Annotated in this window: 19 protein-coding genes and 2 pseudogenes; 9 read left to right on the top strand and 12 right to left on the bottom strand. The window is 65.4% G+C overall.

Annotated elements, in window-relative coordinates; genetic code table 11:
* Window positions 1-13 precede the first annotated feature (13 nt).
* Together ACLIVD_RS19965 and ACLIVD_RS19960 are read left to right on the top strand one after the other, a co-directional pair.
* The gene (locus ACLIVD_RS19965) at window positions 14-1,456 is read left to right on the top strand and encodes an aldehyde dehydrogenase (RefSeq protein ID WP_491930504.1); all 1,443 of its coding nucleotides are present in this window, start codon (window positions 14-16) and stop codon (window positions 1,454-1,456) included.
* A gap of 143 nt (window positions 1,457-1,599) precedes the next feature.
* Window positions 1,600-2,481, top strand: coding sequence for a helix-turn-helix domain-containing protein (locus ACLIVD_RS19960; RefSeq protein ID WP_283334098.1), 882 nt, complete (start codon window positions 1,600-1,602; stop codon window positions 2,479-2,481).
* A gap of 696 nt (window positions 2,482-3,177) precedes the next feature.
* On the opposite strand, the gene ACLIVD_RS19955 is transcribed toward ACLIVD_RS19960, so the two are convergent.
* The 7 genes from ACLIVD_RS19955 to ACLIVD_RS19925 form a co-directional block, all read right to left on the bottom strand.
* Window positions 3,178-3,981, bottom strand: coding sequence for an alpha/beta hydrolase (locus ACLIVD_RS19955; protein ID WP_283334100.1), 804 nt, complete (start codon window positions 3,979-3,981; stop codon window positions 3,178-3,180).
* Window positions 3,982-4,461: 480 nt separating this feature from the next.
* Window positions 4,462-5,172: a flavin reductase family protein gene (locus tag ACLIVD_RS19950; protein WP_164066070.1), complete on the bottom strand. Its 711-nt coding sequence runs from the start codon at window positions 5,170-5,172 to the stop codon at window positions 4,462-4,464.
* Between the two features lie 71 nt (window positions 5,173-5,243).
* On the bottom strand, window positions 5,244-6,086 hold the full coding sequence (locus tag ACLIVD_RS19945) for an MBL fold metallo-hydrolase (protein WP_280784191.1): 843 nt from the start codon (window positions 6,084-6,086) through the stop codon (window positions 5,244-5,246).
* 12 nt (window positions 6,087-6,098) lie between these two features.
* Window positions 6,099-6,887: an enoyl-CoA hydratase/isomerase family protein gene (locus ACLIVD_RS19940; RefSeq protein ID WP_491930503.1), complete on the bottom strand. Its 789-nt coding sequence runs from the start codon at window positions 6,885-6,887 to the stop codon at window positions 6,099-6,101.
* Window positions 6,888-6,925: 38 nt separating this feature from the next.
* Window positions 6,926-7,585 (bottom strand): CoA transferase subunit B, encoded by a 660-nt coding sequence (locus ACLIVD_RS19935; RefSeq protein WP_283334107.1) that lies wholly within the window; start codon window positions 7,583-7,585, stop codon window positions 6,926-6,928.
* The gene (locus ACLIVD_RS19930; RefSeq protein ID WP_491930502.1) at window positions 7,582-8,364 is read right to left on the bottom strand and encodes a CoA transferase subunit A; all 783 of its coding nucleotides are present in this window, start codon (window positions 8,362-8,364) and stop codon (window positions 7,582-7,584) included. The genes ACLIVD_RS19935 and ACLIVD_RS19930 overlap by 4 nt, the downstream gene beginning before the upstream one ends.
* A gap of 6 nt (window positions 8,365-8,370) precedes the next feature.
* A complete protein-coding gene (locus tag ACLIVD_RS19925) occupies window positions 8,371-10,074 on the bottom strand; it encodes a CocE/NonD family hydrolase (RefSeq protein WP_283353217.1) in 1,704 nt (567 codons plus the stop codon).
* Between the two features lie 296 nt (window positions 10,075-10,370).
* On the opposite strand from ACLIVD_RS19925, the gene ACLIVD_RS19920 reads away from it, so the two are divergent.
* Window positions 10,371-10,979 carry a CGNR zinc finger domain-containing protein gene (locus ACLIVD_RS19920; protein ID WP_280784196.1) on the top strand — a complete coding sequence of 203 codons (609 nt, stop codon included), beginning with the start codon at window positions 10,371-10,373 and terminating at the stop codon, window positions 10,977-10,979.
* A gap of 33 nt (window positions 10,980-11,012) precedes the next feature.
* On the opposite strand, the gene ACLIVD_RS19915 is transcribed toward ACLIVD_RS19920, so the two are convergent.
* On the bottom strand, window positions 11,013-12,212 hold the full coding sequence (locus tag ACLIVD_RS19915) for an alpha/beta fold hydrolase (protein ID WP_283334114.1): 1,200 nt from the start codon (window positions 12,210-12,212) through the stop codon (window positions 11,013-11,015).
* Window positions 12,213-12,487: 275 nt separating this feature from the next.
* On the opposite strand from ACLIVD_RS19915, the gene ACLIVD_RS19910 reads away from it, so the two are divergent.
* Window positions 12,488-13,354, top strand: a complete 867-nt coding sequence (locus tag ACLIVD_RS19910; RefSeq protein ID WP_283353215.1) for an MBL fold metallo-hydrolase — start codon at window positions 12,488-12,490, stop codon at window positions 13,352-13,354.
* Window positions 13,355-13,362: 8 nt separating this feature from the next.
* On the opposite strand, the pseudogene ACLIVD_RS19905 reads toward ACLIVD_RS19910, so the two are convergent.
* Window positions 13,363-13,803, bottom strand: a pseudogene (locus ACLIVD_RS19905) (CoA-transferase); the annotation flags it as partial.
* A gap of 132 nt (window positions 13,804-13,935) precedes the next feature.
* Here ACLIVD_RS19905 and ACLIVD_RS19900 point away from each other — a divergent pair.
* The gene (locus tag ACLIVD_RS19900) at window positions 13,936-14,163 is read left to right on the top strand and encodes a hypothetical protein (RefSeq protein WP_280784199.1); all 228 of its coding nucleotides are present in this window, start codon (window positions 13,936-13,938) and stop codon (window positions 14,161-14,163) included.
* A gap of 1,719 nt (window positions 14,164-15,882) precedes the next feature.
* Window positions 15,883-16,116: an IclR family transcriptional regulator domain-containing protein gene (locus tag ACLIVD_RS19895; RefSeq protein WP_283334119.1), complete on the top strand. Its 234-nt coding sequence runs from the start codon at window positions 15,883-15,885 to the stop codon at window positions 16,114-16,116.
* Window positions 16,117-16,534: 418 nt separating this feature from the next.
* Here the strand turns inward: ACLIVD_RS19895 and ACLIVD_RS19890 are convergent, their stop codons facing one another.
* From ACLIVD_RS19890 to ACLIVD_RS19880, 3 genes are all read right to left on the bottom strand, one after another.
* On the bottom strand, window positions 16,535-16,990 hold the full coding sequence (locus tag ACLIVD_RS19890; RefSeq protein WP_283334121.1) for a hypothetical protein: 456 nt from the start codon (window positions 16,988-16,990) through the stop codon (window positions 16,535-16,537).
* Between the two features lie 171 nt (window positions 16,991-17,161).
* Window positions 17,162-17,485, bottom strand: coding sequence for a Cif family virulence factor (locus tag ACLIVD_RS19885; RefSeq protein WP_283334123.1), 324 nt, complete (start codon window positions 17,483-17,485; stop codon window positions 17,162-17,164).
* A 28-nt stretch (window positions 17,486-17,513) separates the two neighbouring features.
* Complete coding sequence (locus ACLIVD_RS19880) at window positions 17,514-18,263, bottom strand: SDR family oxidoreductase (RefSeq protein ID WP_491930501.1); 750 nt, start codon at window positions 18,261-18,263, stop codon at window positions 17,514-17,516.
* A gap of 130 nt (window positions 18,264-18,393) precedes the next feature.
* On the opposite strand from ACLIVD_RS19880, the pseudogene ACLIVD_RS19875 reads away from it, so the two are divergent.
* The 3 genes and pseudogenes from ACLIVD_RS19875 to ACLIVD_RS19865 all read left to right on the top strand — a co-directional run bounded on the left by ACLIVD_RS19875 (window position 18,394) and on the right by ACLIVD_RS19865 (window position 21,038).
* Window positions 18,394-19,352 (top strand): annotated as a pseudogene (locus ACLIVD_RS19875) (LysR family transcriptional regulator).
* A gap of 240 nt (window positions 19,353-19,592) precedes the next feature.
* On the top strand, window positions 19,593-20,141 hold the full coding sequence (locus ACLIVD_RS19870; protein WP_491930500.1) for an HAD family hydrolase: 549 nt from the start codon (window positions 19,593-19,595) through the stop codon (window positions 20,139-20,141).
* A gap of 300 nt (window positions 20,142-20,441) precedes the next feature.
* Window positions 20,442-21,038: a hypothetical protein gene (locus ACLIVD_RS19865; RefSeq protein ID WP_283334129.1), complete on the top strand. Its 597-nt coding sequence runs from the start codon at window positions 20,442-20,444 to the stop codon at window positions 21,036-21,038.
* The last annotated feature ends 5 nt before the right edge of the window (window positions 21,039-21,043 follow it).

Genomic DNA, 21,043 nt, shown 5'->3' with positions numbered 1-21,043 from the left:
CGAGGTACCCCACATGAAGTACACCCGCTCGCAGCTGTTCATCGACGGCCGATGGCACACGCCGTCCACCTCCGACCGCATCACGGTCATCTCGCCGACGACCGAGGAACCCGTCGGGTCGGCGCCGGACAGTACCCCCACGGACGTCGACGCCGCGGTCCACGCAGCCCGCCGCGCCGTGCGTGCACCCCAGTGGTCCGCGCTGGATCCGGCCGAACGTGCCGACGTCCTAAGGCGATTTGCCGATGCGCTCGACCGCCGGGGGAAGGACACAGCCGCCATCGTGACCGACGAGAACGGCATGCCGGCAGCGATAGCTCTGGCGGCGGAGGGTAGCGGCCCGGCAGCAACGCTCCGGTACTATGCCGATCTCACCGAGAAGACACCCGTCGAGACCCCGCGGATCGCCGCAAACGGTAGGTCCACCACGATCGTGCGTCGCGAGCCGATCGGCGTTGTTGCCGCGATCATTCCGTGGAACTTCCCCCAGTCGCTGACCATGTTCAAGCTTGCCCCGGCACTCGCTTCCGGATGCACCGTGGTCCTCAAACCCGCACCCGAAACCGTGCTCGACGCCTTCCAACTCGCCGACGCGGCCGAAGAAGCCGGGCTGCCCGGCGGTGTGCTGAACATCGTGACCGGCGGCCGAGAGATCGGTGCCTACCTGGTTAGCCACCCCGAAGTGAACAAAGTCGCTTTCACCGGGTCGACCGCCGCGGGCAGGGTGATCGGCGGGACCTGCGGTCGACTGCTGCGACCGGTGACCCTGGAACTGGGAGGCAAGAGCGCCGCCATCATCCTCGACGACGCGGACCTGGTGAGTGTCGCCAGGGGACTGTCGTGGGCGAGCCTGCTCAACAACGGCCAGACCTGCCATCTGTCCTCTCGAATCCTCGCCCCCCGATCCCGTTACCGCGAAACAGTCGACGCGGTCGCACACCTCGCGTCGGAGCTCGTGGTCGGGGATCCATCCGACCCCGCCACCCGGGTGGGACCCTTGGTGTCCGAGCGCCAACGGCGCAGCGTCGAGGCCTACATCGACACGGGTAAACGAGAAGGAGCCACCGTCGCCGCCGGAGGCGGCCGGCCGAAACACCTCGACCGGGGATGGTTCGTCGAACCGACCGTGTTCGCCGACCTCGACAACTCGGCAACCGTCGCGCGGGAAGAGATTTTCGGACCGGTCCTGACCGTCCTGCCCTATGACGACCTCGACGACGCCGTCGCAATCGCCAACGACTCCGAGTATGGGCTGGGCGGAACGGTCTGGACCTCCGACCCCGACAAAGGCCTCGACCTGGCCCGTCGGATCGAGACCGGCAGCGTGGGTGTGAACTTCTTCGATCTCGACATCGGCGCCCCGTTCGGCGGAGTCAAAGCCAGTGGGCTCGGCCGTGAACTCGGACCGGAAGGTTTGGACGCCTACGTCTCGCCGAAATCGATCTACACCCGCTGAACAGCACACCGGGTGCAGCGCATCAATTGCACTGTTCCGCAGTACGCGCTGCACCTGCAGCCCGTCCTTACAGGTTGAATGATGATGGACGACTAGGCTTCTCGTGTCACGTATCACGGGGCGCACGCCAGGAGGAGGTAGAGGTGGCAGTGTCAGACGCAGAAGGTTCAGCGCGGTTGCTCCGACCGCGCGATGACGATGCCCTTCGCGCCGAGCTACGCGTCATCGCAGCGGGCTTCGCGACACCCCCGGTGGTATTCGGCGGCCCCGTCTCCGCGGGAACCCTGAAGATCTCCGAGACACTCGGCACCAGAACTGTCGGGCTGCGCGGCCTGCTGATTTCACCGATGTTGGGACTTGGCGGGCGCGCGATCACCTTGCTTCGGCCCCAGTGGGTCGAGGACTACGCGACGGCACAGACCATTACCCACGACTACGACCGACCCGTCATCAACGAAGGACTGCGATCCATCATCGCGGTACCGGTGGTTGTCGGCGGCGCAGCGCGCGCCATCATGTACGCCGCACTTCGTCAGGCCACCCCGAGCGGGGGTCGAATTCTCGACATACTGACCCGAGCCGGTGACCGACTCGCCACCGAAATCAAAATTCGAGACGAAGTCGACCGACGGGTCGAGTTGATCGACACACTTGTCGATGGTGGGCAGGCACCCACAGCAACGGCGCTGACCGAAGGTATCCGCGAGATCCACTCCGACCTGCGGGCACTGATGCGCACCGCCCCGGACTCAGCACTCGCGACAACTCTGCACGGTCTCGCAGACAAACTCGCCGTTCTATCCCGTGGCGGCGACCTTCCCGCCACCGATATCACATTGTCCGGTCGTGAGGTCGACGTCCTCACCTATGTTGCTCTCGGCTGTACCAATGCCGCAGCCGCGCAACGACTGTCGATCAAACCCGAGACAGTGAAGCACTATCTGCGTGAAGCGATGGGCAAGCTGGATGCCCGCTCCCGGGTCGAGGCGGTGTCTCGCGCCCGCCGACTCGGGCTCCTTCCGTAACCCCCGCGCGGCGCAGCTCCCGAAACCCATCCGCGGGTAATCACACTCTCGCCGCCTATTCTTTCGATCAACGTGACAGTGCCCCACTAGTGCGAAACGGTTGAGCGTCATCTCTTCTGGGATGCGTCCCCTGAGGCGATTTGGGTGCGTGATGTGAAGTCGAGTTGGTGAGGATGCGTTCGACGCGGCCGTCGATGGTGCGTGGAGACAGCACCACGGATTCGACAATGGCACGGTTGCTCGATCCTTCTGCCACTAGGTTCGCGATCTCATTTTCTCGCTTCGTACAGGAGTGATCTTGCGGGTGCGCTGGGGCTTTTCGGACCGACCTTCCCCGCCGAGTGCTAGTGCGACGGCCGCATCGAGTGTCATCGTTGCGTTCCGCCGGGCTACGGCCGCGACTTCCTTTTCTCCGAGGGCCTCTGCCGCGGTCTGCGCTGAGTAGATCGAATCCTCCTGAAGGTGCGGGCCGAACGCCTCGACGCCGGTCCCCAGCCACGCCCAGACTGCGGCCGCGGCACTCGAGAGGGCGGGGCGGTATGAAAATCCGCCGCCGAGGTGGCGATCCAGGACAGTAGTTCGATCGTCAGCGCGGTGCAGATGCTGTCCTTGAAATCTCCTCCGGGCCGGAGCGCCTGCAGAGCGGCGTGTTTCGCCGCTGCTGGTTCACCGGTGCCAGTGACGCAGACCTCTTATCTAAGTAGGGGCCACTGCCTGCGAGTGCAGCCATTGATCGACGACGTCCCACGCTGTCTGCCAGCCGGCGTCGAGCATCATGTCGTGGCCGATCCCTTCCAGCTCGCGGATGGTGGCACCGTACCGGCGGGCGGTCGCCCGCGTGGCGCGGATCGGGACGACACGGTCATCGGTGGTCGCAACCGACAGCACCGGGATGGACGGCGACGGCAGCGGCGCCGGGGTGCGTGCCAGGAGCTGGTACTGCACCAGCGCCGATTCCGGGGTCATCCGCACCATTGCTGCTGCTGCTGACGCCGCGTCCAGTCCGGTGAAGAGCATGTCGGGGCCCAGATGGAGGGGAAGGCCTGCGACGAGGCGCAGTCCCTGGATCGGATCGTGTCGTACCACGGATATGGCCGTTCCAATGGCGGGGTGGGCTGAGATGCTCGCGAGCAGGACCGCGGCCGCGGGCTTGATCACGGGCAGGGCGTGCTGGACGATGAGACCGCCGAGCGAATGTCCGATGAGGACGCCCTTCCCGTCCGCGATCGACGTCGCGGCGCGGACCGTGTCAGCGACATAATCGCGCAGCCGCGCCCCGGCGACGCTGCCTTCGCTACCACCGTGGCCTCGGAAGGAGAGCGCGTAGGCCTGGTGACCGGCGGCGGCTGCTGCTTCCAGCCAGTTGTGCCAGCACCATGCGCCGTGTCCGAGGCCATGCACGAAGAGCAGCGGTGAACGGTCGGCGACACCGGTCGCGGGGGCGTGCACGATTTCGAGCGCGGGTTCCATGCCGGTCGCGGGAAGCATCATCGTCTTCATGGGCTGGTCTCTATTCGATCCGGCACTGCGGTGGTGTGTCACACCGCGGGCGTGTGGGAGGCCGGGCGGGACGTGCGTCGGCCTCGATGTTGTCTGGCTCAGCCGCCGTCGAGTGCGGTCCGGGTGAGCGGGGAGCCGAACTGGCTGAGCTCAGTGTCCGGACATGCCACCGTGCACGGAGCGTGGTGCCGGTGCTGTAGGAGGAGGAGGCGGGGCTGGCAAGGAACACCACGGCGGCGTCGAGTTCATGTTGCATGCGCGAGGCGTCCCGATGGGCTGTGCCGGCTGATGAACGGCAGCAGTACTTTTCGCGGCGTGCTGCAGCTGCGCTCGTACGGCCTCCGAGTTCGCTACACCGCGGTGCTCGTCCTCGACGGCGAGCACTATGGCGCGGATGAATTCTGCGGTCCGGTTGGCGAGTTGAGCCGCGACCGGATCGGGGCTGAGTTCAATGGGCATTGGTTTCTTCCGTTGTGCGGGTCAGTCTCGAATGGAACCCGACGCGGACCACGAGCTGGTGTCGATCGGCGAGAAGTCGGTGTCCTTGTCATCGAGTCGCCTCATGCGCGCTTCTCGGCGGGCTTCAAGGATGTGGTCCTCGAGTGGCGTAGTGAACACGTTCTCGACCAGGGTGTACTCCGCCGCCAACCGTCCGACGGGGTTGAGGGCCGCCGTATCGATGCGCCCGCGGTCGAGGTACAGATCGTCACGGATGTGGAATCGTTCGACGACACCGAAGACGATGTGATCGTCGAGGTCGCCGATGGGAATGATCCGTTCGAGGGTGCACTCGAAGGAGATCGGGGCGCCCGCGACCCGGGGAGGCTTCACCAGTTGGGATGGCGCCTTCTCCAGTCCGACCGCGTCGAATTCATCTACGTTGCTGGGGAATTCCGCCGCGGTGCGATGCATCTGGTGTGCATGCGGCAAGGACACCAGGTTCGTGCAGAACTCGCCGGTGTCGCGAATGTTCACGAAGGTGTCCTTGAGATGGCCATCGGAGCGGGCCTGCATGGACAGCGATACCATCGGTGGCTTGCGGCCGACGGCGGTGAAGAACGAGATGGGTGCCAGATTCGCGACGCCATCGGTGGAAACCGTGCTCACCCAGCCGATCGCGCGGGGCAGGATGCTGCCGATCAAGAGCTTGTAGGCGGCTGTGGGGTCCAAAGTGGACCCGTCGATGATCATCAATAATTCCTATCGTCGGATTCGCTGTACCTAGGGCTGTGACCTGTCCAGGGGTCCGGGCATTTCCCGGCTCACCCTTTTGCTGAGCGTGCCGATCCCCACGCGGCTCCGGGGTTCACCCGGTCCGGATACTTCTCGAGCAAGAGTTGGTAGAGCTCCGGCGTGGTCGAGGCGATTGCGGCCAGTTCCTCGAAATCCCGGATGTATCGTTTCGTCTGCTCGATGATCTCCGGGCCGTCGCCGCGAGCGGGATTCTTGTGGCCGGCCACGACGGAGACGGGTTCCAAGGCGGCTAGGGCGTCCAGCGCGGCAATCCACGCTTTTCGCCCTTCGGCCGGCGACTCGGCGAGGTAGAGATGCACGTCGTTGTATGCGGCGTCGCCGGCCACCACCAATCCGATCGACGGCACGTACAACGCGGTCGTGTCGTCGGTGTCGGTGTGGCCGAGTTCGATGATTTGGATCTCCTCGCCCTCGAGCTCGAAGGTGGTCCCGGCTACGGGCTCGGGCAAGACGAATCGATCCGGGATCTGCCCCGGGAACCGGGACCTCCAGAACGACTCGACGAACTCCGGCGCGCACTGTTGCCGAGCGTGCGCCACGACGGCGGGGGTGGCGATCGCGCGAGCTCGGGGGAAGCGCTCGAGGAGGGTGGACAGTCCGAACCAGTGGTCACCGTGGCCGTGGGTGACGTAGATCGTCGTGAGGTTCTTGCCGCTGGCCGCCACCCAGTCCGCCAGGTGGCGTGCCTGCTCGACGGTCATCAAGGGGTCGACGAGAACGGCGTCGGATTCGCCGCTGATGAGTGTCGAGGTGATCGGTGACCACCACCGGCGGTCGAGGCCGGGGGGAAGATCGGGGATCGCGGTCGGGATGGACGGGGCGACGTGGACGTCGTAGGACAGTGTCGGCATGGTGGAGTCCTCTCAGCGGCCCTGGAACGGCATCGCGGGGCGTGGCGCGCCGGATCGCAACGCGTTGATCGCGGCGGGAATCGCCACGCGGGTGTCGTCGGTTCGGAACAGGGGCAGTGCGATGTCGAACATGGTTTCGTCGGCCGCTGCGACGCCGCCGATCGCCCAGGTGCGCAGCAGCGCCTTGTGCGCCGCGTGTGCCTTCGTCGGTCCCTGCGCGAGCTTGCGTGCGAAAGATGTTGCGGCGTGGTCGAGTTCGTCGTCCGGCACGATTTTGTTGACCACCCCGAAGCGCTCCATCTCCGCGGCCGGAACCTGTTCAGAGGTCATCGCCCACTCGATGGCACGGGATCGCCCTGCGCGCTCCGCGACCCGGTAGACGCCGCCCAGTAGGGTGACGATGGCGATGGATTGTTCCGAATGGCCGAACCGGGCACTCTCGCCCGCGAAGATGACGTCGCTGCGGAGGGCCAACTCGAAGCCGCCGCCGAAGCACAGGCCCTGTACCGCGGTCACGGTCGGCACCGGCAATCGCTCGAACTGGTTGAACGTCCACATGAAGGTCTCGAACCGGGTGCGCATTTCGCGCTCTGTCCACTCGGGCCACGGCTCGATGTCACCTCCGTAGCTGAAGTCGGGACCGTTCGCTCGGAGTAGGACTGCACGGGCGTCGCTGATTTCGATCGTGTGCAGCGCCTGCCGCATTTCGTCGATCATCTCGACACCGATGCGGTTCTGGGATGGGTTGTGCAGGCACATGATCGCGAGGTCGCCGTCGATCGTGCAGCTGAGGTGGGCCACTTCTGTATCCCTTTCTCGAGGGGTGGATGGTGGTTCGGTCACCACTGTCGGTCACCGGCAAGGTCTGTCGCGATGGCGAGAGGTGGCTCGGTCGCGGCGCGGACGTCATCGGCTGTCACCCCGGGGGCCAGTTCGACCAGGCGCAGGCCCTCTTCTTCGACGTCGATCACGGCGAGATCGGTGATGATCCGGTGCACGACGCGGCGACCGGTCAGGGGGAGCGTGCAGCGCCGAACGATCTTGCGTGAGCCATCCTTGGCGACGTGATCCATCAGCACGATGACCTGCCGCGCGCCATGCACCAGATCCATGGCCCCGCCCATTCCCTCGACCATCTTCCCGGGAACGATCCAGTTGGCGAGGTCACCCGACTCGGAGACCTGCATGCCGCCGAGGATGGCGGCGTCGATCTTCCCGCTGCGGATCATCCCGAAGCTCGTGGCGGAATCGCAGAAGGAGGCGCCAGGTCGCAGGGTGACGGTCTCCTTACTGGCATTGACCAAGTCGGGGTCAGCCTCCCCAGGCTCGGGGTAGTCACCGGTGCCGAGTACTCCGTTTTCCGATTGGAGTGCCACCTCGATATCCGCCGGGATATGCGCGGGAACACGGGCCGGTGCCCCGATGCCCAGATTGACGTAGTCGCCGTCCGAGAGTTCCCGTGCTGCCCGGGCCGCCATCTGATCTCGCGTCCAGCTCATTCGGGGGCCTTCCGTGTGACAAGTTTCTCGATGCGCTTGTCCGCTGCTTCCTCGGCGGACAAAGGCACGACGCGCTGGACGAAGGCGCCGGGCAGATGGACGTCGTCCGGGTCGATTTCGCCCGGCTCGCACAATTGCTCCACTTCGGCGATCGTGACCTGGCCCGCCATGGCGCACAGCGGGTTGAAGTTGCGGGCCGATGCCCGAAAGACCAGATTGCCGTGCCGATCTCCGCGCCAGGCGCGGACGAGCCCGAAGTCGCTGCGTATGCCGGTTTCGAGGACGAATTCGCCCTCGAAACCGTGCTCATCCGAGCCGAAATTCCTCGTTTCCTTGGCGGGGGAGGCAATCGCTACGCCGCCCGCCGAGTCATATCGCCACGCGAGCCCACCCTCGGCGACCGAGGTGCCGACACCGGTTCGGGTGTAGAACGCGGCGATGCCGGAACCCCCGGCACGCAACCGCTCGGCGAGAGTGCCCTGCGGCGTCAGCTCGACTTCGAGCTCGCCGGCGAGGTACTGGCGCGCGAACTCCTTGTTCTCCCCGACGTAGGACGAGGTCATCCGGCGGATGCGGTGTTCGCGCAGGAGAAGGCCGAGACCCCAGTCGTCCACGCCGCAGTTGTTGGAGACCACCTCGAGGTCGGTCACCCCTCGCCGCAACAGCGCCGCGATCAACACGCTCGGAATGCCGCACAGTCCGAAGCTGCCTACCGCGAGGGACGCTCCATCGCCGACATCGCGAACGGCCTCCTCGGCCGATTCGACAACTTTGTCCACAGCAGTTCAATCTTTCTTGTTTGGGCGGGGCACGACGGGAAGCACGATTCGGGAGGGGTGCCGGCTGTCGTGCAGGACGGTTTGCTCGGCGATGCGCAAGGTGGTGTCGGTGCCGATCGGGGCGCCGGTACCGGCATTGCGGTCCCACCGGGGGAAGTCGCTGGAGGTGATGTGGAGCCGGATGCGATGGCCGGCATGGAATACGTGGCTGATGTTCCAGAGCTGGATCGTGAACTCGTAGGGTGTGCCGGGCTCCAATGGCGTTGGATTGATGAAGGATTCGCGGAATTGGCCGCGCGCGATGCCTTCGGCGAGATTCTGGGCATAGCCGTCGGGACGGACATCGGAGAGCACCGCGACGAAGTCTGCGTCCTGGGCGGTCGTCATCGCGTGCAGGCAGACGGTGATGGGACCCGTGATTTCGAGCTCCTCGGTCAGTTCCGCTCCGGTGTAGACCAGCACGTCGGCGCGGGACTGGTTCTTCCGCTGGTCGGCCACTCCGCCACCGACGAACCGGCCGCCCGCCGTCGGAACGGGGTCGTCTGGGTCGTACCGGTAGCGATCCGCGGGCTCGTCCGCGGGTAGGTCGGTGGACACGATCCCATCGCCGTTCAGCGTGTTCGCCGAGCCGTCGCTGTGGAGGTAGTACGGCGTGTACGCGGTGCGCGCGAGCGGCCACTCCTGTTCGTCGCGCCATCGGTTCTCGCCCATGACGAAGATCCGGACGGGCGGGCTCGGCAGTTCGGTGGTGTCGTCCTTGAGGTAGCGGTCGAACCAACGGCGCTCGATGTCGACGAGGGAGATGGCGGCTTCGGGCCCGAAGTCGATGTCACCGGTGCCCCCGGAGGTCGGCTGGTTGAACGGCAGCTGGTGCGCCCACGGGCCCATGATCAGTGCATGACCGTTCCGCGCGTCCAGCGCGGACTCACGTAGGCCGGTGAAGAATTTCGGCGTGTCCCGGTTGGCGATGTCGTACCAGGAACCGACGTGCAGCATCGGCACGTCGATGTTGAACAACTGCCGGCTGAGGTCCGTCGCCCACCAGTACGGGCCGTCGGCCGGGTGCGCGAGGATATCGTTCAGGAACGGCGCACCCCGGCCGAGGCGGTCCGCCCAATCGCTCAGCGGCAGGTGTCGCAGCGTGTCCTCGGTCAGCGCGGAGAACCGCACTGCCGGATCGACCTTCAGCTTCGTCAGCTCGTCGATCGCCTCGTCGTCACCCCCAGCGGCGAGCACGGCCTCCGCCATGTTCACGAAATAGCTGAGCATCCAGCCGAGTTCGAGCGCGCCGCCGTTGTACCAGTAGTTCTCGAACGCGAGTTGATACGCCGAGACCGGGATGCAGGTCCGTAGGTGTGGTGGTCGCTGGGTAGCCGCGAGGTATTGGCTGATCGCGCCGTAGGACTGGCCGAAGGTCCCGGCAGCCCCCGTCGTACCGGGCAGGGCTGCGGCCCATTCGATCGTGTCGTAGCCGTCCTGTGCCTCGTAGATGAACGGGTACCAGGCACCTTCGGAGGCGAAGCGCCCACGGGTGTCCTGGACAACCACCACATAACCGTGTGATGCGAAGTAGTGGGCCTCGCTGAAGTCTGCGGCGAGGTCGTTCACGCGTTTCCCGTAGGGCGTGCGGCGCACCAGCACTGGATATCGGCCCGGCTTCTCGGGACGGTACACGTCGGCCCGAAGCACGACTCCGTCCCTGGTGGTCATCGCCAGGTCGTCCTCGCGTTCGACCCCGAACGGGCCTCGCTGTTGTTCCAATGAGGAGCCGTACACCACGATGTACCGTCCAATCGTTCGGTTGACCTCCGCCGCGGCATCAACGCTCGCGGAGGGGGCTGTGACATAAGCATCAGGAAGATGCACCTGACACCCATGACATAACCATAATCCGTACACCCTTGTCTAGTAGGTGGGCATCGATTCGTTTCCGGGTATCCGTAGACAGAACCGTAGTGACAACGGTTACAGCGAAGGAGGGCGTGAATCCGGGTAGGGTAGCGACTATGACATGGCCAGCAACAGAGCGTTACGAGCTGATGGGCGCTCCCGGCGGTCTCGGTTTCGTCCAAGACCTGCTCAACACGAGGCCGATCGGCCGCCCACGGCAGGCCGACCTGCTGGGTGATCTCGACAGCGCTCAGAGGTGGCTGGACGCAGCCCTGGAGTCATGGTCCGCGATGAACGACGCCGCGCAAGATCGGATCGTCATCCGGGAACGCGATCTCGAACCCCTGCGTGACCTGCGAGCCGACCTTCATGCCCTCCTCGCCACGCGCGCCGATCCGAGCCTCGCCGCGGCGCGGATGCACTCGGCCACGATGGGCGCCCGGGTGGATCCGGACGGCACGGTGAAATTGGAGCCGCGTGCAGAAGGGTGGCGGCGGGTTGCCGCGATCGTCCTGATCGAGGCGTTCGTTGCCCAGCAACAGGACATCTGGCGCAGGTTCAAAATCTGCCGCAACGAGCGGTGCGGTGGGGCGTTCTACGACCGTTCGCGCAACACCAGTGCCGTGTGGCATGACGCGCGCTTGTGCGGCAACGCGGTCAATTTGCGTGCCTCCCGCGCGCGCAGGCGCAAGCCCGAGTCGGTGCCGGCGCGCGGCGAGGACTGAACCGAGCTCGTCGCGCGCCGGTGGTAGAGCCGGTCAGTCGCCGTGGAAGTAGCTCGAATCGACCGTGCCGTCGAGTCGCTGACGTAGCTCACCGGAGAACTTCTGCAGGGCGCCGAGCGGCCGATGGTGAATCGCCGCGCGCGCGATCTTGCCGTCCTCGTTCTTGCTCAGAACCGTGATTCCGAACAGCTTCAGCCCGCCGAACGCAGTCGCTTCCCATTCGAGGTAGGTGCGCGAGCCGTGGCTGGCTTCGTGGGTGAACGTCAATGACTCGTAGATCCCGCTGGCTGTTGCCAGAATGACCTTCACCAGGTCGCGGCCCTCCGCCGGCCGTTGCAATGCGCTAGCCTCGAGCACGACGTCTTCGGTGAACTTCTCGGCGAAGCTGGACTCGGTCTTGTCCGCGAAGGCTTGCGTCCATCCCTGCTCCCGGGCTTCGGCCAGGAACTCGGCGGCGGTTCGTTCGAGGAATTCACTGGTCTGAGCGGCGACCGCGGAGGCTTGTTCCATGTGCGGCCAGTGCCCGGCGCCCTCGACCACGGCCGTGGTGGCCTGCGGCAACCGCGACGTCACGCCCGCCGATACGACGTCGGCGGTGACGAACGGGTCCGCGGCACCCGTCAGAACGAGCCCCGCGCCCGCGTAGCGAGACGGGCTGACACCGTCCGGGTGCCCACCGTTCCAGCAATCTGCCAACGCCGCAACGACATCGGGCCGTAGTTGCGCGCCGGCGGTGACAATCCGTTCGAGTTCCGGGCCAGGCATCCCGGCGGAGAGCTGCTTGCGCAAGGCGCATTGCCCCTCCTTGTCCCCGCCGAGCCCGCGGAACGACTCGATGGCCTCGGCGGGCATGCCGACTCCCGCCAGCGGCACCGGAGCCAGCAGGAGGAGACCCATGGCGCGGTTCGGGCGGGCGGCGGCGACCAGCTCTGCGATGGCCGATCCCATGCTGTGCCCGATCATGACGAAGGGCTTGCCGATGTGGTCCACGACCGCTCCGACGTCGGCCGCGAAGTGGTCGTAGTCGAACGGCCCCTCGGCATCGGCCCGTGCGCCGCTGCCGGCGAGATCGATTTGGACGAACTCGAATTGCGGTGCGTCCAGTTGCGAGACGACGTTATCCCAGACGTGCCGGTCGTCGAGGAAGCCGTGGACGAAGACCGCCATGAACTGACCGTCACCGCGCCTGGTAACCGCAGTGTCGATGACTTGCACAACCGCCGCGTCGGCCATGAAAACTCCCTATGGATATGTCTTGATGCGGCGGGTGGGACCGTTTCCGAGCACACGCCATCGTGCATCTGGATCGATTGACAACATAACCGTAATAGGTTTGGCTATGTACCACAAGGGGTGCTGGCCGTGCCGCTCCCTGCCGAGGAGACGGTGAAGGCGCCGATCAAGCAACATATATGTAAGATTAATGCATATGTCGATGCGAAGTGGCGAGTCGAGCTCGCGTACCTCATGACAGTCAAACAGACCGCCGTCCGAAGAGGAGAACAACGATGAGCCACCAGCCGCCCAGCGATGCCGAGGGCCTGAACTACGCCGTCCTCGTCAACCGCCGCCCCTCCCTGACTCGTGACCTCCCATACGGGCCGGCCGACCTCCAGTGGGTGACGAACACGTCAACCCTCGTCTATGGGCCCCGCGACGCGATCTTGATCGACACCTTCACGACGGCGGCGCAGAACGAGGAACTGGTCGAGTGGGTCGCCTCCTTCGATCGCAATCTGACTCAGATCTATTCCACCCACGGACATGGGGACCACTTCTTCGGCATCGGACAACTGCTCAACCGGTTCGAGGGCGCCACTGCCGTCGCAACCGCCGGCACCGTCGCACAAGCCGAGAAGCATGCCTCGCCTGAGATGGTGGACGCGTTCTGGAACAGGCTGTTCCCCGGTGAGATCCCGTCACCACTGCACGTGCCCGACGTCATCGAGTCGGCGGCGCTGGAGCTCGACGGTCATGAGCTCCAGATCCTCCCAACGGGCTTCACGGACACCGAGGGCACGACGGTCGTGTGGGTGCCTGACCTGAGCTTGATCGTCGGCGGCGACGTCGTCTACAACCACACGCATCCCTACCTCGCCGAGACCACTCCGCAATCGCGGGACAACTGGCGATCCGCCCTCGAGCGACTGTCACAGCTCGATGCCCGAGTTGCGGTGGCAGGACATAAGCACAGCGACTATCCCGACGACCCGTCTGACATTGTCGAGACGTTGTCCTACCTTGAAGACTTCGACGCGCTGCGCGAGGCGACGACAACTCCCGAGGAGCTCTACGCCGCGCTCCTCGACAAGCACCCGAACCGCGCCAATCCCGGATCCGCCTGGGCCGCAGCGAAGGCGGCTCACTGCGCTTGATGCCGGAGTCATGCCTGCACCAGGTCTGGCTCCGTCTTCGCCCGCACCTCGTCGGAAGGACGCCGGGTGCGAGATCGACCAGCGTGAGGTCCGTCGCAGTGATGTCGATGACGGCGAGGTTCGTGATGATCCGCTCGACCACCCGCCGGCCGGTTAGCGGCAAAGAGCACTCGTTGACGATCTTCAACGCCCCGTCCTTCGCGACGTGCTCCATGAGCACGATGACGCGCTTGGCCCCGTGGACAAGGTCCATGGCACCACCCATTCCCTTGACCATCTTGCCGGGGATCATTCAGTTGGCGATGTCCCCGACCAGGGACACCTGCATCGCGCCAAGGATGGCAGCGTCGATCTTGCCGCCGCGGAACCATCCCGAAGGATGTGGCGGAGTCGAAGAAGGACGCACCACGACGCACGGTCACGGATAGGGTCCGACGCCCAGGATCCACCCGACGGAGTGCCCACCTCGATCCGGTGGCCGTCGCCGGCGATGCCGCCGCCACCGGGTATCCGAGTTCGCGACAGACGTGGGCCCGGGCCCGTTGTGCGGCGACCGGTGCACAGCACCGCCAGGGGCGGTGGTGATCGCGGACACGACCGAGTTGAGCCGGATGGTGGCCTTCGCATTGCGGTGGTGCGCCCACGGCGGCGGCCCGGCCGAGGCCATCAGGGCCGATTTCGGGATGGACACCGCGGCGTTCTTCCGGACACCGGGTACCTCCGACGTTGCTGCGCCGGCACCGCTGCGGCCGGTGCTGATCGAGCGGGTGACCACGGTCGCTCGTCGACGGCTCTGGCTGGGCACCTGATCACCCAACAGCTGCAAGGTGGTTCATGTTGGTGGCCAATCGAGTTCAGTACGATGGGCATGTACGCCTTGCGGAATCCTCACCTGCGATGAGGGGTACCGACGCGCCGCGCCGGTAGTAGGTGTGGTTGAGGTTGTTGCCCCGCCCGTGGCCCCCTACGACTTTGTGGTGAGACCAAAGCCGGAGGACTGACGGAAGATCTCCGGCGTGCAGGATTCGAAGACTCGGTGTTCACCTCCTTTGTCCATGCGGCCGGGAATTTCCGAGACCGGTCACCCTCGTGCACGGTGAGATGAATATGCAGACACGGGACTCTCGGATTTCCGATGTTGGCAAAACTTGTGTAGACATGAGACCCACATTCTCGAACCACGCTTCGCGCAAGGCTATTCCGTGTTCGACCGGCCCGATTTCGGGGAGGTAATGTCGACTCGACTGCGCGGTCGCCCGCCGACCGAGCACCTCCGTAGACCGAGCCTCACCTCACGGCCGAGGATGGCGGTCGGGGCAGGGGGACCTGGCCGGTGATCGTGCTGATCAGGGCGGTGGCCCGGCTGCCCCCAGGTGAGCCGGGCCACCGCGGCCTGATAACTCGGTCCGATGCCACCGTCGAAGGCGGCGCTCAGCCACTACCTCGAACGCGACGGGTGAATCGATTCCTACAAACCCATCAGAATCCACGCCTTTCCTGGTGTTGAATCCACGGGATCGTCGATCCTTGCGTGCGATGCCTATCGCGCTCGGGGACGAGGAGCGTTTCGCGAAAGCGAATTTCTCGCACTATGAAATTGCCAACCGCCCATGATGTTGCTGGGCAATCGATTTAGGAAATGGGGGTGACGTCAAAGTCGGCGCATGTGCTTCTCGTGTGTATTTGCGTGATCCACGACGTGAGAGGGTCGGGGTCGCGCGCGGCCGAGGTCGGGGTGGGCGAGCACTCGACCTCGGTCCGCTCGCGGCGGGGCGCCCCGCCGGCCGAAGGGGTTCGGCGGCCGGAGCGGGGCTGGCTGCCCGGTCCGTCTTCGCGGCGCGGGCAGCGTGTTCACTGGGTACCCACAGACAACTGCGTTACGTGGGTATTCCGAGGGCTGGCAGACCCCGCGGTCATTCGGTGCGGTCCTGTCTGATCGTGACGCATGACGAAACGAACTGCTCGCCGACTATGACGGCGAGTTCGCCTGCGCGAAGCCCTCCCGGAACTCGAGGGCTTCGCGCAGATTGAGCGTCGCCGACGCGGGGTAGTCGGCGGGAACGAAGGCACTTCGCTGCGGCCGTCCGGGGACGACGCCGCCGCGGCTAGGAGGAGTCGGAGGACGAGACCGCCGAGGACGAGGACGAACCCGAGCCGGAGGACGAGGACGAACCCGAGTGCGGGTGAGATCGGGAGTCACCTCGTGGAACGTCACGGTGTCGCGCTCGGCGCAGTTCCTCGGACATTCGTGCGCGGCGGCGCTGGCGGCGGTAGGCGCTCAGCTGGTCGGTGATGGAATCTGCGGACATAGACGTGTGGTTTCGGGTGGGTGTGCTGCGTTCGGGATTTTCCGAACGGCTGTTCAATTCCGGTTGTTTGGACATTATCGTTTCTTTTATCCTCACAGGACGGGCTGCTTCGTGATGATGATCGTGAGGCGCAGATTTGAGCTGAGCGTCCTAGTCGATCGTCTGCCAACGCTTGTTTCCGGCGGTGTGTCGCATTGGGGTTGTCGGCAGCGAGAATTGATGCTCGCTCTGCTTAATCGGGGATTGCTGGCCCTGAACGTCCCCGATACCGAACCGGGGGTCCGCGCGGTCGGGATCGCCCTCCACAACGAGCGGGGCGAGGCGGTCGGGGCGCTCTCGATCGCGGCACCGGTCACCCGGATGCCCGGCTCCGCGGTCGAAAGTCTGGGAGCGGACTTGATCGCCACCGCCCGGCGCGCAGCGCCCGACCTTGCCGGCTACCGGGAACGCTAGGCTCGGGCGGCGCACCCCGGTTTGATGCGATGTGCACCGGGCAGTGAGAACCAGAACAGTGCGCCACAGTTCTCACGGCACGGTGGGTACCGACGCGACGATCCGCCCCGTTCCCACCGTGCCTACCGTCGTCGCGATAGCTTCCGCGTCGCCACCGAGTCCGGGTGACCGACATGCGTGGGGCCGCGGCACCCGCACTCGCATGGCATGGGCGCCACCCCGACATGCTGATCAGATGTTCGAGCGATCCGGGATAGGACCTCGACATCGCTAATTCACCCCGCCGGTTCCGCGTCAGTCCGTGAGCCGACGACGACGACTGTCGCGCCGGATCGAACACCGACAGCGTCGTCGATGACGCGCAACCACGCAGTGGTCACCCGCCGGGATCTCGTCGACGAATCGACCGGTGCGCCCATCACAACACCGTGGCCCCCACGTCGATCAGGTGCTCGAACCACCACTCATGAGGATCTCCGCACCGATGAGTAAGAAGACCGTTCTCCGGCAAAGAATCCCGCCACCTCAGCGCCGTCGCAAGCCTGCCCATCGGTACGGTGTCGAGCAGACGCTTCTGGTAGGAATCGTCGTCAGCGCTGTCGGCGAGGACTACCGCGCCAACGATCGGTCCAGGGACCGGGGAATCGACGGTGACCTTACGATGGCCGATCTCCTGGGCGAGTACCCGAACGAGGTACTTCGTGCGGACTTGCCGGTCCCCCTCCAGCCCCGGCCCGGGCCGGGGCTGGAGGCCGCACTCGACGAGGGTATCGAGGATCCGCTCCCATCGGATTTGCGGCAGCCTGCCGCACAAAGTAGGGCTCTCTTGGAGAGCCTCAGCGAAGAGGGAGTCGATCTCCTGCGCGACGGACACTGCGGCTCGAACCCGTCGCTCGAGCCGCCGTGCCGACGCCACCTGCGGCGGCGGTGTCTCTGGAGTAATTGACGACAACGTTCCCGCCGTGGGGCGCGAAGCGAAGCACAATGGCCCGTCCTACTCTTGTGGGCGCCAACTCGCTGCCTACCTTCTGTTCGGCGCACCCGCTCATTCCCGGATCGTCATCCGCTGAATCTTGTTTCCACTGAGGAGGAACGAGAATGTGCTGGGCCCGTTGAATCCGTTGCCACCGACCTGCGCCACGACAATGGCTCCGGTCGGTGTGTTCTGAACCGACGTAACCTCGAGTGTGACCTGCTTGCCGAGGTATTCGTTGTCGCTCCAGTGCCGTATTTCTGGACGCCCGAGGAAGGTGCGTCCCCAGTCGTCGACTACTCCGTCGCTGGTGAACGTGTCCAGGAATGTCTCCAGGTCAGGGGAATTGGTGGCAGCGATCAGTTGCGCGACCGGTTCTGGGACTGTGTCGGTCATCGTGTTCTCCGATGTTCGATCGGTCGGGTCAACGAGTGGTGTAACCGCCGTTGGCGAAGATGGTCTGGCCGGTGATCCACCAACCGTCCCCGGCAAGGAAGGACACGATCGGCGCGATGTCTTCGATCTTGGTGAGCTGGTTCTTCATGGCCTGCGACTTGTGGAACGCCACCCGCTCGTCGGTTTCCTGCCCATAAAAGAACGGCGTGTCCATCGGCCCGGGAGCGATGTTGTTCACCGAAATGCCCCGCGGTGCAAGTTCCTTCGCCGCCGCACGGGCGAAGTGCTCGACCGGGCTCTTGCCACCGGCGTAGGTGGAGTAGCCGTCGGTGAACGCAGCCAACAGCGACGTGACGATGGAGATGAGCTTGCCGTCGTCGTTGAGTCGCTTGCCCGCTTCCTTGATGAAGAAATACGCAGCCTTAGAATTGATGTCGAACATCGAGTCGTACTCGTCTTCGGAGGTCTCGATGATCGGCTTCCGCAAGACCTTGCCCACCGTATTGACGGCGATGTCAACACCGCCGAACGCATCGATCGCGGTGTCGAACAGGCGCTCGATGTTCTGCGGCTTCGTCAGATCGCCCTGGAACTTCACCGCCTTGACACCGGCGGCCTCCACCGCTGCCACCGTCTTGTCGGCATCCGACTCGGTGCCGTCGCTGTTGTAATGGACGGCGATGTTCACCTGTTCGGCGAGCGTGGTGCTGATCAGTCCGCCGAGATTCTTCGCGCCGGCGGCGACGACTGCAGACTTGCCCTGTAGCGATACGGTCATTGGTTGCTCCCTGAGTTTGGGGAATTGCTCTGTGCGCATTCGACGCTAGACCCGCCTTCTACAATTGGAAAACGCACATTGGTGGTGAATCTACAAGCGAACGTTGTACATGGAGGTGATGGCGATGGCGATGGCGAAGTCGGAACCGGGTGGGGCATCGTCCGCGAGCGAACAGAGCGTGTCACCCCTCGACCTGCGGCGGCTGACACAGTTCATGGCGGTGGCCGAGCATCAGAACCTCACCCAAGCAGCGGCGCAGATGTTCTTGACCCAGCAAGCTCTCAGCAGCGCCATGCGCCAACTCGAACGAGATCTGGGAGTCGTGCTCTTCGACCGGCGTGGTCGCCATCTGGCGTTGGCCCCGGCCGGGAAGGCACTGAAGGACGGCGCCGGTCCCCTTCTCGCCGCAGCCCGGGCGTTGACTGCCGAAACACGTCGCGTCGCCGCGGGCGCGGCGGAGGAATTCGTAGTCGCGCATACCCCGGCGGTCACGTCCGAGGAGGTCTTCACCCTCGTCGGACCCGTGCGTGCGGCCCTGCCGCAGATGTCGATTACCGCCCGGCAGATGTATCCCGATGCCCTGCATCAAGCATTGATCGACGGAACAATCGATGTGGGACTTCGCCGCGGGGCCACCACCCCGGACGATCTGGCGGCGGCCACGATTTCCTACGATCCGTTACGGATCGCGGTTCGAACCGGCCATCCGCTCGCTGAACGCGTCCAGATCGACCTCGGCGACATCGCCGACCAAACGCTCGTGGTGTGGGCGCCCCCAGGAGTCTCGTTCTACACGGACTTTCTCGTGTCCGCTTGCCGCCGAGCAGGTTTCGAACCCACCCTGGCCGTCAACAAGACACAGGGGACACCCCCGGTGACCGCGGTGGTCGATAACGACTACGTCGCCTTCGTTACCGCCCCCCGGGGAACTGCGCTGGCGGGACAAGTGCAGGTGCTCGACCTCAAGGACCCCCGCTGGTACCGGTACAGGCTCTTTGGCTGCCCCACACCATTTCTGCGCCTCGCACCGTCATGCTCAGCGGGACAAGTGGAAACACCCCACCCGCGGTATCGGGGGCAGATCCCTAGCGGGGTCTGCACGCCTACCGCTGCGTCGAACTGGACGATATGTCGATTCAGGAGTTCGCCCGCCTGTAGCGCGCGGAAGGGCAGTTGTTGTGTTTTCTACGGCTCTCTGGTGAGCACGGTGCGGTGACGTCCCAGTGAGTGTCAGGGTGGGCGTGGCTCCGGCATGTCTGCCGACCCGGTGGCTTGGGTCGGGGAGGTGAGCGGTACCGAGCGCGTGGTGATTTCGACGTCGATGGTGGTTTGGCGGACCTGTCGGCATTCGCTCACCACTTGACCGTCGGTGACTCGGGTGGGAACCGCCGGCAGGCGTGGCAGCGATTCTTCGAGCATCTCGGGCAGGTGGCGGTCATCGAGCCGGGACGGGATGTGGTTGAGGCGGTGGCCGGTCTGGGGTTCGTTGTGGTGTATTTGGCGACCCGGCCGGTCTCGTGCGCGGGGCAGAGCCGGTTGGGGCTGGGGGAGAACGAGTTTCCGCCGGGGCGGGCGTTGCTGTGCCGTGCTCATGGCGATCATCGTGCGGCTGCCGAGGACAAGGCCGGGCATTGTCGGGCGGTCGGGCGGTGGTTGTCGGCGCTCGTCGACGACGAATCCGGGACATTGCAGGGTCTGCGGTCCGGCGGGGTGCGGGCGCACCTGTTCGACGAGATGTCCGGTCTCCGGGTGCGGGAGCTGCGAGCCATACTGACCGCGGAAACAGGCGCCACGCTGACCGATCGTGGGGTGCGCCGGCCACGGGGCCACGGTCGCCGTGGTGCGCCGCATTGCGGACGGGGCGTGGTGGCAGACTGAGGTGGTCCCAGCCGCAGGCAATTTCCTACAATTCTGCCGCTCCTGACATCCGCCGCGTAGCGCATCTCCCGCCGGACTCACTCGGCCTGTGGGTAATCGTCGAGGCCCAGTGCGTGCTGGTGCAACAGTCGGAGAGTGCGACGACATCTGGCGGCACCGCGCCATAGGGCGCTCGTTCCCCGTCGGCCGACAGGCCGTCGAAGAATGAGCGAGAGGCACCCGTGTCGAGTCGTTCCACACCCCTCTACCCTGACACGTATGGTACGCGGTACACTATCGGCACAAGCGGAGGTGATGGACATGCTCGTCGACCGAGATCGGGCACGCGACTCGATCCATGCCCTGTCGGACCCGGACCTCGTCGAGCTGCTGGTCGAGGAGTTCTCCCGCCGACCGGCCCTGCGTCCCGTCCGTGACGACGTGACGGCGCTGCTGTCGATGAGCCCCGCGCTGGCACGTCAACAGGAGCGTGCGGTCGCCAACCCGGCCGCCGCGGCGGTGGCCCGCACGCGGATCGTCGCGTCCGTGCTGAACTCGATCGTCGACCAGCACGAGATGCTCGACTCCACCGCCGTCAGCCGTGTCCTGGGGAGGGCGGCTACCAGCCGCAACACCGCCAGCCGGCTGTCGACGGCCGGCACGGTGATCGCACTGCCGGTATCGGGGCACAAGCTCTACCCCGCCTTCCAGTTCGACGCCGACCGCCGGCAGGTCCGCCCGATCGTCGCCGAGATCAACCGGGCCCTCGGCGCGAAGGACGACCCGTGGGGTGTGGCGTCCTGGTGGCTCAGCCCGACCGACTTCGCCGACGACCCACGATCCCCGGCGGCCCTGGCCGTCGACGGTGGGCACGAGCAGGATCTGCGGGACATGGCCGACGACCTGACGCAGGACTGAACCCG

It is taken from the genome of Rhodococcus sp. G6(2025) (assembly GCF_058628105.1).
This window is presented reverse-complemented; position numbering and strand designations above follow the sequence as displayed.

Coding starts and splice junctions, on each gene's coding strand:
- ACLIVD_RS19965 (WP_491930504.1), top strand. CDS start 14: ATGAAGTACACCCGCTCGCAGCTGTTCATCGACGGCCGATGGCACACG.
- ACLIVD_RS19955 (WP_283334100.1), bottom strand. CDS start 3,981: ATGAAGACGATGATGCTTCCCGCGACCGGCATGGAACCCGCGCTCGAA.
- ACLIVD_RS19950 (WP_164066070.1), bottom strand. CDS start 5,172: ATGATCATCGACGGGTCCACTTTGGACCCCACAGCCGCCTACAAGCTC.
- ACLIVD_RS19945 (WP_280784191.1), bottom strand. CDS start 6,086: ATGCCGACACTGTCCTACGACGTCCACGTCGCCCCGTCCATCCCGACC.
- ACLIVD_RS19935 (WP_283334107.1), bottom strand. CDS start 7,585: ATGAGCTGGACGCGAGATCAGATGGCGGCCCGGGCAGCACGGGAACTC.
- ACLIVD_RS19925 (WP_283353217.1), bottom strand. CDS start 10,074: ATGACCACCAGGGACGGAGTCGTGCTTCGGGCCGACGTGTACCGTCCC.
- ACLIVD_RS19920 (WP_280784196.1), top strand. CDS start 10,371: ATGACATGGCCAGCAACAGAGCGTTACGAGCTGATGGGCGCTCCCGGC.
- ACLIVD_RS19915 (WP_283334114.1), bottom strand. CDS start 12,212: ATGGCCGACGCGGCGGTTGTGCAAGTCATCGACACTGCGGTTACCAGG.
- ACLIVD_RS19910 (WP_283353215.1), top strand. CDS start 12,488: ATGAGCCACCAGCCGCCCAGCGATGCCGAGGGCCTGAACTACGCCGTC.
- ACLIVD_RS19895 (WP_283334119.1), top strand. CDS start 15,883: ATGCTCGCTCTGCTTAATCGGGGATTGCTGGCCCTGAACGTCCCCGAT.
- ACLIVD_RS19885 (WP_283334123.1), bottom strand. CDS start 17,485: ATGACCGACACAGTCCCAGAACCGGTCGCGCAACTGATCGCTGCCACC.
- ACLIVD_RS19880 (WP_491930501.1), bottom strand. CDS start 18,263: ATGACCGTATCGCTACAGGGCAAGTCTGCAGTCGTCGCCGCCGGCGCG.
- ACLIVD_RS19865 (WP_283334129.1), top strand. CDS start 20,442: ATGCTCGTCGACCGAGATCGGGCACGCGACTCGATCCATGCCCTGTCG.